Here is a 486-nt window from a genome sequence, read left to right on the forward strand (position 1 = left end):
TCTCGTCTCGAGCACCGCGGTTTGTGTTTGTGCTCTTCGCCTTCGAAGCCTGCTTCGAAGGCCACACTTGGCGCGGGGTGGAGCAGCCCGGTAGCTCGTCAGGCTCATAACCTGAAGGTCACAGGTTCAAATCCTGTCCCCGCAACCACCGACACGAGAAAACCCCTGTACGTGAAGAGCGTCAGGGGTTTTTGCTCGTCTGGAGCATGCCACACCCATTCCACACACCGGCGGCCGCGGCTGCACCCCATCAGCGGCTTTCAGGACAGATGGGAGTGCCAGGGTGACGGCAGGCGGTGCCTGAGCGTCCCATATCGCCGCTCACAGGCCTTCCTCCGAGTAGTGTGGTGAAGGTTCTGCAAATCGCCTGAGCGGGGCGGTCATGGCAGGATGGTGATGTTCAACGTCACGCACTCCGAGAGGAGCCCCACCATGACCACTGCAAAGGATAAACCTGCTGCCGCTGCCATCAAGGACCTTCTCAGC

At 60.7% G+C, this 486-nt stretch carries 1 tRNA gene; it reads left to right on the forward strand.

Features of this window, described 5'->3' with window-relative positions:
• Positions 1-71: 71 nt before the first annotated feature.
• A tRNA-Met gene (locus AB4097_RS21525) sits at positions 72-148 on the forward strand.
• The last annotated feature ends 338 nt before the right edge of the window (positions 149-486 follow it).

The sequence above is a fragment of the Microvirga sp. 2MCAF35 genome (assembly GCF_052115545.1).
In the GTDB taxonomy this organism is placed as follows: Bacteria; Pseudomonadota; Alphaproteobacteria; order Rhizobiales; family Beijerinckiaceae; genus Microvirga.